Consider the following 9766-nt stretch of genomic DNA (forward strand, 5'->3'; position numbering starts at 1 on the left):
CGGCGTCCCTGTTTTTTTGGCCGCGCCAGTTTCAAAGGGTGATGCGCCCAACAGGTGCAGGGCAGCTTGCCTCAACCTGGCCTATGGCCAGCGCGCATGTCCTGCGCAATCCGCTCCAGTACCTGCGGCAGGTCCTTGACGCTGGCGATCACGTGGTGGGCGCCGGCTGCGCGCAGCTTGGCTTCGGCGCGGGCCACGCGCTCGCGCACTTCTTCGGCGGGGGCGGCGGCCAGTTCGGCGGGGGAGTAGCCGACTTCGTTGCCGGACAGGGTCAGGCCCACGGTCCACATGCCGGCGTTGCGGCCCTCCTCGATGCCGGGCACGGTGTCGTCCACCTTCACGCAGGCACGCACGTCGCCGATGCCCAGCGCCAGCACATTGGCCAGCGCCATGAAGGGGCCGGGGCGGCCGCCTGCGGCCATTTCATCGCCGGCCACCACATGGTCGGGAGCCAAGCCGTTGGCGGCGGCCTGCGGCAGCAATTGATTCAAGACTTCACGCGGATAGCCCGAGCACGAGCCCACCTTCAGGCCCTGCGCGCGCAGCCAGCCCAGCAGCTCGGGGGCGCCTTCGATCGGCGCCGAGAACTCACCGACCTTGGCGATCTGCATGGGCATGAAGCGGGCGTAGATGGCGTCCACGTCGGCGTCGCCAGGCTGCTGGCCGAAGGCCTTGTGCCATTGCGCGCGGATGCCCTCGTCCTGCAGCAGTTCATGGATGTGCTGCCACTTGGACAGGCCCATGGGGCCGCGTGCCTGGGCCAGGGTGATGGTGATGCCGAAGCTGGCAAAGGCCTCGACAAAGATCTGCGTGGGTGCCAGCGAGCCGAAATCGACCAGGGTGCCGGCCCAGTCGAAGATGACGGCCTGCAGCGGCGACAGATCGGCGGCGGCGGCGGTGGAGACGGTGGTGTGGTTCATGGTGCTTTTTGACAAGGAAAGAGGTTCAAACAAAAGAGGGCCGCACGCGCCTGTTCATTCCAGCGTGCGGATGAAATTGCGCCCGCGCGGGCCGGATGCGGCCGACTGCAGCAGCTGCTGCCACTCACCCCCGGGCACGCCGTAGTGGGCGGGATCGGTGGCCACGCCCAGGCCTTCGAGGAAGTTGCGCAGGCGCTGCACGGCCAGCTCGCCCGTGGCGGCATCGAAGATGGACAGCAGGGCCGCGTCGGCCTGGTCGTCGGCGCCCAGGGCCATCTCCAGCACCAGCGGCAGGCTGAACGAGCAGGCAATGCCGTGGGCCACGCCATGGCGCAGCGTGATGTCGTAGGACAGCGAATGCGCCAGCGCCGTGCGGGTGTTGGAGAAGGCCAGGCCGGCCATCAGGGCGGCCTCGGCCATGCGGCTTCGCAGCGGCAGGCTGCCCAGGTCCTGCATCAGCGCGGGCAGCGTGGCCAGGGTGCGGCGCGCGGCGCCCACGGCCAAGGTGGTGGAGACGGGATTGCGGTGCCGGTTCCAGATGGACTCCAGCGCATGCGACAGCGCATCCAGCCCCGAGGCCAGCGTGGCGCCGGCCGGCAGGCTTTGCATGAGCTGCGCGTCGATGATGGCGGCCTCGGGCCAGGTCCAGTGCTGGTGCAGCGAGTGCTTGCGGCCAGCGGCCTGGTCCCAGATCGTGGCCCAGGGCGTGACCTCGCTGCCCGTGCCGGCCGTGGTGGGAATGGCGATCAGCGCCTTGTGGCCTGCGGCCGGCAGGGCCAGCCCCTGCTCCAGGGCCTGCAGCAGCTCGCCGAAACGCCGCGTGGGCGTGGCGCACATCAGCGCCTTGGCCGAGTCGATGGCGCTGCCGCCGCCCAGGGCCACGATGCACGGGACCTCGGCGTATTCGCGGTGCACGCGGTCATACAGCGGGGCCAGCCACTGCACATCGGGATTGGGCGCAATGCCGTCCACCACGCCGCGCAGCTGGCTGCCCAGCCGTTGGCGCAGCTGCTGCACCAGGCCCAGGGATTCGGCCTCGGGAAACGTCACCAGCAGGCAGTCGCGCCCGGCCAGCAGCTCGGGCAGGCGGTCCAGGCGGCCGGGGCCGGCATGGATGGCAACGGGGTTGTGATAGGTCCACACAAATCGGTCCTTTGAATGAAACGGGGGCGCCGGGAAAAGCGCAGCCCTCAATGGCGGGTGCCCTGCTGGATGCGGCTGCGCAGCCAGTGGGAGACGAGATCGGCGGCGATCACCATCACGGTGATGACCACGATGCAGGTGGCCGTCTCCTGGTAGCGGAACAGCTTGAGGCTGCCGACCAGCTCGAACCCCAGCCCGCCCGCGCCCACCATGCCCAGCACCGTGGCCGAGCGCAGGTTGACCTCGAAGCGGTAGAGCACGACCGCGATCCAGGCCGTGATGGCCTGCGGTATCACGCCGAAGACGATGAGCTGCAATTGCGTGGCGCCTGCGCTGCGCAGGGCCTGCAGCGGGCCGTCGTCGATCTCTTCGATGCTCTCGGCGAAGAACTTGCCCAGCATGCCCATGCCATGCAGGGCCAGGGCCAGCACGCCGGGAAACGGCCCCAGGCCCACGGCCGAGACAAAGACCAGCGCCAGGATCAGCTCGTTGATGCTGCGCACCACGTTCAGGAACTGACGCGTGATGCGCCGCAGCCAGTGCCAGCCATGCAGGTTGCTGGCCGCGATGAAGGACAGCGGCAGCGCCAGCACCACGGACAGCAGCGTGCCCCAGATGGCGATCTGCACCGTCTCCAGCGCGGGCGCCATCAGGCGCGGCAGCATGCTCCAGTCCGGCGGCACGGAGCGCGCCACGAAATCCGCGATCTGGGGCATACCTGCCGCCAGTTCGCCCCAGCTCATCTGCGCGCCGCCCGCGCTCCAGTGCAGCACCCAGGCGATGGCCAGGGCCGCAGCCGCATAGCCGGTCCAGCCCAGGGCACCGTGGGGGCGCGGCGCGGTCCATTGCCAGCGGTCGCGCGGCTCAGGGCTCCAGGAATTGGCGCTGGTCATCACAGTCCTCCTGCGGGCGCGCTGGCCCGCATCCACGAGGCAGGCACCGGCGCCTGCGCATGCAGGCCGGCAGGCCCTATGGCCTGCGCGCCCGGTGGTGTGTCCGGCTCTGCGCCCTGCCCTGCGCCTTGCCCTGCAGTGGGCTGCGCATGGTAGATGGCCTGCAGCGCGGCCTCATCCAGCGCCTGCGGCGATCCGTCATAGACCATGCGGCCCTGGGCCAGGCCCAGCACGCGGTCGCCGAACTCCCGCGCGTAGTCCACCTGGTGCAGGTTGCAGACCACGGCAATGCCCAGCTCGCGCGTGGCATCACGCAGGTACTGCAGCACGCTGCGCGCGGTCTTGGGGTCCAGGCTGGCCACGGGCTCGTCGGCCAGGATGACCTGGGGCTGCTGGGCCAGCGCGCGGGCAATGCCCACGCGCTGCATCTGCCCGCCCGACAGCGCCTCGGTGCGCTCCAGCGCCTTGTGGGCCAGGCCCACGCGCTCCAGGCACTGGTCGGCCAGGCGGATATCGCTTTCGCGGAACAGCTGCAGCACCGAGGCCAGGGTGCCGGTCTGGCCCAGGCGCCCGGTCAGCACGTTCTTGCGCACCGACAGGCGCGGCACCAGGTTGTGGTGCTGGAAGACCATGGCCACGTGGCGAGCCAGCTCGCGCCGGCTGTGCCTGCCGCCTCCCAGCATCAGGTCCATGCCGCCCACCTCCAGCGTGCCGCTGTCGGCGCGGGCCAGGCCGTTCATGCAGCGCAGCAGCGTGGACTTGCCGGCCCCCGAAAGGCCCAGCATGACGACGAACTCGCCGGGCTGCACATCCAGGTCGATGCCATGCAGCACGTGGTTGCTGCCATAGCTCTTGCGCAATTGGCGGATGCGGATCATTTCATGCTCCCGAGGTCCAGCTTCAGGGCCTTGGCCGTCTGGCGCACCACGTCGTAGGCCTTGTCATCCGTGGCCGCGAAGCCGTCGAGCACGCCCTGGTCACCCCAGGGCAGGTCCTTGACCTCGGCCAGGGCCGCAGCCACCTTCTGCTTGGTGCCTGCGTCCAGGTTCTTGCGCCAGGTCATGGGCGACTCGGGAATGGGCTGGGAGCGCCAGACGATCTGGAAGTCCTCGCGCTTGACCAGGCCCTTGTTCACGGCGGAGTCGAAGATGCGGTCGGCCACGGCCGCCGCATCCACCTTGCCGTTGGCCACGGCCATGATGCTGGCGTCGTGCGAGCCCGAGAAGATCACGCGCGAAAAGCCCTTGTCCGCATCGAAGCCCTCGGCGATCAACCCCGCCTTGGGAAACAGGTGGCCCGACGCCGAGGTCGGGTCCACAAAGGCAAAGCTGCGGCCCTTGAGATCGGGCACGCTGGCCGGGCCCTTGTCCTTGCGGGAGATCACCATGCTGTGGTACGCGCTCTTGCCCGTCTTCTTGGTCACGGCCACGGCAAAGGCCTCGGCGCCGGCCACCTGGTTGGCCAGCACGTACGAGAACGGGCCGAGGAAGGCGATGTCGATCTTGTTGGAGCGCAGCGCCTCGATCACGCCGTTGTAGTCATTGGCCACGAAGGGCCGCACCTTCATGCCGGTGCGGGTGGCCAGCTGGTCCATGACCTGCTGGCTGGCGCGGATCATGGCCTGCGCGTCCTCCGAGGGGATCAGGCCCACGCGCAGCTCGGCGCTCTGGGCAAAGGCGGCAGTGGTAGCGGTGGAGGCGGTGGCGGCCAGGGCCAGCACGGCGCCGGCATGGCGCAGCCAGGTCTTGCGGTTCATCTTCATGGGAGCGTTCCTTTGCATCAGGTCAGGCACATCGGCGGATCGGTGGATCCGTGAATCGCCGGTCAAATCGCCAGGCGGGTGGGTATGGCTGAATGCTAGGAGCGACATATTTCTGCCATGTGAAAGTTTCAGAATCGGTTTTGACAGCATCCATAGACAAAACCTTGAGATACCGACTTTCGTGAGCAACGCCCGCTACCGCGCCTTCATCGCCGTCGCCCACCATGGCAGCCTCAGCGCCGCCGCCCGCGCACTGGGCGTGAGCCAGCCCACCATCTCCACCCAGATCGCCACGCTGGAGCGCCAAAGCCAGATCGAGCTGTTCCACCGCCGCGGCTACCGCATGACGCTCACGGGCGCAGGCGCCAGACTGCTGCCCATGGCGCAGAAAATCATGGCGCTGGAGGCCGAGGCCGAATTCTTCCTGCGCGACTCGGGGCAGTTGCACCAGGGCGAGCTCAAGATCGGCGCCGTGGGGCCCTTCCATGTGATCGAAATGGTGGCCGCCTACCGCGCACGGCACCCGGGCATGCAGCTGTCCATCCGCATGGGCAACTCGCAGCAGGTGCTGGCCGACCTGGAACGCTACGACACCGACGTGGCCGTGCTCGCCGGCCTCTACGACCGCCCGGAGCTGCTGGCGCGCGAGTACGCGCGCCACGCCATCATCCTGTTCGCCCATGTCGCCCATCCCTTCGCGCGGCGCAGCGAAATCGCGCTGTCCGAACTGCATGGCCAGCCTCTGCTGCTGCGCGAGCACGGCTCGACCACGCGCACCGCGCTGGAATCGGTGCTGCAGGCCGCCGGGGTGCAGCCGCGCACCGAGCTGGAGATCGGCAGCCGCGAAGCCATACGCGAAGCCGTGGCGCGCGGCCTGGGACTGGGCGCCGTGTCCGAAGCCGAATTCATCCCCGACCCGCGCTTTCGCCCGCTGCGCATCGCGGGCGACCCGGCCAGCACCACCACCTATGTCTATTGCATGCGCGAGCGCGGCGACAGCCTGCTGGTGAGGTCTTTTCTGGAGGCGATTTGAGCCTGCCGGTCCGCCGCTCAGAACAGACTGCGCTGCGCCAGCAGCAGCGACGGGTGGTAGAGGCTGCAATCGAGCCGCAGCGGCTCGCGGTTGAACCCGTACCGACGGCAGGCCAGGGCGAAGCGCTGGCGCAGCAGCTCGGCCCAGTGGCCAGTACCTTTCATGCGCTGGCCGAACTCGGCGTTGTACACGCGGCCGGCCTCGCGCTGCTCGCCCTGGATGCCGTGCAGGTCGCGCACGCGCTCCATCACGCGGCGGGCGCGGTCGGGGTAGTGCACCTGCAGCCATTGCTCGAACAGCGGCGCCACTTCCCAGGGCAGTCGCAGCACGGCATAGAAGGCGTGGCGCGCGCCTGCTCCGGCGGCCGCCTCCAGCACCTTCTCCAGGTCTTCGTTGATGAAGGGAATCTGCGGTGCCAGGCTCACGCCCACGGGCACGCCCGCCTCGGTCAGCGCGCGGATGCTGCGCAGCCGGCGGTGCGGCGCGGCGGCGCGCGGCTCCAGGTGGCGTGCCAGGTCGGCATCCAGCGTGGTCAGCGTGATGTGCACCGAGGCCAGGCCCTGGCGCGCCAGCGGGGCCAGCAGGTCCAGGTCACGCTCCACCCCGCTGCCCTTGGTGACGATGGAAAACGGGTGACGCGCCTCGGCCAGCACTTCGATGAGGCGGCGCGTCAGCCCCAGTTCGCGCTCCACGGGCTGGTAGCAGTCGGTGACCGAGCCCAGCATCACGGGCGCGGCCACATGGCTGGCGCGCGACAGCTCGGCGCGCAGCAGCTCGGGCAGGTTCTGCTTGGCGATGAGCCGGGTCTCGAAGTCCAGCCCTGGCGACCAGCCCAGGTAGCTGTGCGTGGGCCGGGCATAGCAATAGATGCAGCCATGCTCGCAGCCCCGGTAGGGATTGAGCCCCATGTGAAACGGCAGGTCGGGCGACTGGTGGCGGCTCAGCGCCGAGCGGGCCTGCTCCCAGCGCAGTTCGGTGCGCAGGGGCGCGGCTTCCTCGCCTTCGGCCGGCGCCTCAAGACTGCCCCAGCCGTCGTCAAAGGCCTCGCGCGGATCGGTGGTGAAGCGGTGTGCCAGTTGGCTGGCTGCGCCCCGGCCCTTGATGGGGTGCAGGGGCACCCGGGCCGTGTCGTGATGAGGCGTGGGAGGACTGGGAAGCATGAAGCAACTGTATAAAAATACAGTCATACCAACAAGCACTCCCCGCATGCCTGCGGTTGCGAAGTGGGTTTTGCCGGCTTGGCAAGTGCCCGCGCCAATCCGCACCGCACCGTGCGGGTTCGCTTGGCAGAACGCGCACGGGCCTGCACAATGGCCTTATCGCACCAACTTGGTGCTTTTCTCTTTTCTGAAGATGCCTTGGCCCGGACAACCGCGTTGCCCGGGCTTTTGTCCGTTTGGGCGCCGCTGCCCTTCACTGCAGCCACGGCGCAAGCACACAAGGGAGCCAACACCATGGAGCGCAAGCCCCACATCATTCTTTCGTCCCTGGACCTGGAACGCATCGAGGCCCTGCTGGACAAGCAGCCCGCCTTTCCCGGCCGCGAGGCGCTCGAGGCCGAGCTGGACCGTGCCGACGTGCTCGAGCCCAAGGAAATGCCGCCCAACGTGGTGACCATGAATTCCACGGTGCGCTTCACGCTGCTGGAGTCGGGCAAGACCAATACGCTGACCCTGGTCTATCCCAAGGAGATGGATGGCAGCGCCGACAAGGTGTCGGTGTTCGCGCCCGTGGGCATTGCCCTGCTGGGCCTGAGCGTGGGCGACCAGTCCCGCATGCCCGGCCCCTCGGGCCAGGTCACCGTGCGCGTGGATGCCATCGAGTTCCAGCCGGAAAGCGCAGGCGAGCTGCACCGTTGAACGCCGACCGGCGTGAAGCGAAAAAGGCAGCCCACCGGCTGCCTTTGTTGTTTGTGGACTGACGCACCGCGCCTCAGCGCAGGCCCGCCAGAAACGCCGCGATCAGGCCGGTGCCCACCAGGCCCGCCTGCCAGCGCAGCGCCATGTGCCAGCTGGGAACGTGGCGCTCCACGCGCTCGTACAGCAGATGACCGGCCGCAATCGACAGCACAAAGGCCGTGCACATGCCCAGCAGGGCGGCGGGAATGGAATGTGGCCAGAAATGGCTTTCCACGGCATTGACCAGCAGGCAGACCGAGAAGTGCACGAGAAACACCGAGTACGAAATCTTGCCCAGCCGGCGCAGCGGCGCCCAGCCTTGTGCCTGGGCAAACGCGGGGCTGCGCATGGCCGCGACCAGGGCCAGCGCCGTGGCACCGGCCAGCGCGATGCGGTCGCGCCACTCCACTGCCAGCGCCGCCACGACCAGGGCCACGATCAGCAGGGACCAGCTCCAGGCCGTCGAGGACTTGTCCGCATGCGCGGCCCAGTACGCCAGCATGCCCAGGCCGTAGGCGCCAAAGAAGTACGGCGCCCACACATCCCATTGCGCATCCAGATTGAAGCCCAGCAGCGAGGCCGCCACGCCGATCACCACCAGCGCCTGCGCCACGCTCAGCGTCCAGGGCCAGCAGCGCGACAGCGCCTGGCCACCGAAGCGGCGGCGCAGCAAGGCGCCGCCCCAGCGCGTGCCGGCCAGCAGCAGCGCCGTCAACGCAAACAGCTGGAAGTCGATGGACACGTACCAGACGCCGGCGGACAGCGACTCCTCGCCCACGATGTTCTGCAGCAGCAGCGCATGCGCCACCAGCTGCCAGAGATCGGGCTCGCCCGACACCGAGGCATGGTCGAACCAGGGCCGCACTGCCGCCGAGACGACGACGGCCACGACCAGGGCCACGGCATAGGGCACGACCAGGCGCACGAAGCGGCGCCCGATGCGCGACCACGGATCGCTGTGCAGGCCGTGGCCTTGCGGCGCCATGCTGGCTGCCGCCAGGTAGCCGCCCAGCACCAGGAAGATCTGCACGGCCATGCGCGCATATTCATAGAGCCAGTCGATGAGGTCCGGCGCGGCCGGATGGGCGATATCGGACATGGGGCCGTAGAAGGCCAGGTGGTGCCAGACGATGGCGGCACAGGCCAGGCCCTTGGTGCAGTCGATCAGCGCACTGCGGCTAGCGTGGGACATGGGGCAATATGCAATCTGCGAACGGGTCGGGAAGCGGGAAGCGGGAGGCGCTGGGCCCGGGCCGCCTGGCCGCAAGCCCGCAAAGGCGCCATTGTGCGCCTTTTGACTGCGTCTTGCAGAAAGCTGACGCACCGCTTTCCAAGCCGCACAGGACATGCCGGCACGCGAAGGCACAATGCATGCCATGACGCAACCCAAACCTCTTCCGGCGTTGAACCGGCAGTTCGTCTCGCACTTCGGCGAGATGGGCAGCCGCTGGGGCATCAACCGCACGGTAGGCCAGATCTACGCACTGCTGTTTCTTTCGCCCGAGCCGCTCAATGCCGACCAGATCGCCGAGACGCTGGAGTTCTCGCGCTCCAACGTGAGCATGGGGCTCAAGGAATTGCAGGCCTGGCGCCTGGTGCAATTGCGCCACCAGCCCGGCGACCGGCGCGAGTATTTCGAGGCGCCGCAGGATGTCTGGGAAATCTTCCGCCGCCTGGCCGAGGAACGCCGCCGCCGCGAGATCGAGCCCACCCAGTCCATGCTGCGCGCCGCCATGCTGGAGGAAGTCACCACCGAAGAGGAACGCTACGCCCAGCAGCGCATGCGCGACATGTACGAGCTGATCGACCGGCTCATGAACTGGTTCGACGACGTGCAGCGCCTGTCGCCCGAGACCGCCATGCAGCTCATGGGCATGGGCACGGCCGTGACGCGGCTGCTGGACCTGAAGGACCGCATCACGGGCGGCAAGGGCCGCGCCAAGGCGGACGACACCGACGATTGAACCTGGCAAGCCTGCGTACAAAAATGAGCTCCCGAGGGAGCTCATCGTGTTTACAGCAATGCTTCATTGGCGGTAAGCGCGTGCAAAAACTGGCGTAGCCCAAAGCGAGGGACACCGAGCAAGGGCCGCCCGCCCCCGCAGCGAGGGTGTCGT

The 9766-nt window shown here is 68.5% G+C and carries 10 protein-coding genes; 3 read left to right on the forward strand and 7 right to left on the reverse strand.

All coding sequences use genetic code 11. The features are described 5' to 3' along the window. Nucleotides 1-71 precede the first annotated feature (71 nt). The 5 genes from phnX to phnD are packed head-to-tail and all read right to left on the reverse strand — an operon-like array spanning nucleotide 72 to nucleotide 4718. On the reverse strand, nucleotides 72-920 hold the full coding sequence (phnX, locus tag DTS01S_RS27015; protein ID WP_017406125.1) for a phosphonoacetaldehyde hydrolase: 849 nt from the start codon (nucleotides 918-920) through the stop codon (nucleotides 72-74). Nucleotides 921-974: 54 nt separating this feature from the next. Further along, the gene (psrA, locus tag DTS01S_RS27020; protein WP_017406124.1) at nucleotides 975-2063 is read right to left on the reverse strand and encodes an iron-containing alcohol dehydrogenase PsrA; all 1089 of its coding nucleotides are present in this window, start codon (nucleotides 2061-2063) and stop codon (nucleotides 975-977) included. Between the two features lie 47 nt (nucleotides 2064-2110). Continuing rightward, complete coding sequence (gene phnE / locus DTS01S_RS27025; RefSeq protein WP_017406123.1) at nucleotides 2111-2956, reverse strand: phosphonate ABC transporter, permease protein PhnE; 846 nt, start codon at nucleotides 2954-2956, stop codon at nucleotides 2111-2113. Continuing rightward, nucleotides 2956-3834: a phosphonate ABC transporter ATP-binding protein gene (gene phnC / locus DTS01S_RS27030; protein WP_017406122.1), complete on the reverse strand. Its 879-nt coding sequence runs from the start codon at nucleotides 3832-3834 to the stop codon at nucleotides 2956-2958. Before phnC ends, phnE begins: the two co-directional genes overlap by 1 nt. Further along, nucleotides 3831-4718: a phosphonate ABC transporter substrate-binding protein gene (gene phnD / locus DTS01S_RS27035; protein WP_017406121.1), complete on the reverse strand. Its 888-nt coding sequence runs from the start codon at nucleotides 4716-4718 to the stop codon at nucleotides 3831-3833. The genes phnC and phnD overlap by 4 nt, the downstream gene beginning before the upstream one ends. A 181-nt stretch (nucleotides 4719-4899) precedes the next feature. On the opposite strand from phnD, the gene DTS01S_RS27040 reads away from it, so the two are divergent. Beyond that, nucleotides 4900-5751, forward strand: coding sequence for a LysR substrate-binding domain-containing protein (locus tag DTS01S_RS27040; protein WP_017406120.1), 852 nt, complete (start codon nucleotides 4900-4902; stop codon nucleotides 5749-5751). Between the two features lie 17 nt (nucleotides 5752-5768). Here DTS01S_RS27040 and DTS01S_RS27045 read toward each other — a convergent pair whose 3' ends face one another. Beyond that, a complete protein-coding gene (locus DTS01S_RS27045; RefSeq protein WP_061289768.1) occupies nucleotides 5769-6911 on the reverse strand; it encodes a PA0069 family radical SAM protein in 1143 nt (380 codons plus the stop codon). Nucleotides 6912-7205: 294 nt separating this feature from the next. Here DTS01S_RS27045 and rnk point away from each other — a divergent pair, with 294 nt between their 5' ends. Beyond that, nucleotides 7206-7610, forward strand: a complete 405-nt coding sequence (rnk, locus tag DTS01S_RS27050; RefSeq protein ID WP_026062607.1) for a nucleoside diphosphate kinase regulator — start codon at nucleotides 7206-7208, stop codon at nucleotides 7608-7610. A gap of 73 nt (nucleotides 7611-7683) precedes the next feature. Here rnk and DTS01S_RS27055 read toward each other — a convergent pair whose 3' ends face one another. After that, complete coding sequence (locus DTS01S_RS27055; protein WP_017406274.1) at nucleotides 7684-8841, reverse strand: acyltransferase family protein; 1158 nt, start codon at nucleotides 8839-8841, stop codon at nucleotides 7684-7686. Between the two features lie 175 nt (nucleotides 8842-9016). On the opposite strand from DTS01S_RS27055, the gene DTS01S_RS27060 reads away from it, so the two are divergent. Then, nucleotides 9017-9613: a GbsR/MarR family transcriptional regulator gene (locus DTS01S_RS27060; RefSeq protein WP_026062606.1), complete on the forward strand. Its 597-nt coding sequence runs from the start codon at nucleotides 9017-9019 to the stop codon at nucleotides 9611-9613. Nucleotides 9614-9766 lie beyond the last annotated feature (153 nt).

The sequence above is a fragment of the Delftia tsuruhatensis NBRC 16741 genome (genome assembly GCF_001571325.1).
GTDB classification, from domain to species: domain Bacteria; phylum Pseudomonadota; class Gammaproteobacteria; order Burkholderiales; family Burkholderiaceae_C; genus Comamonas; species Comamonas tsuruhatensis.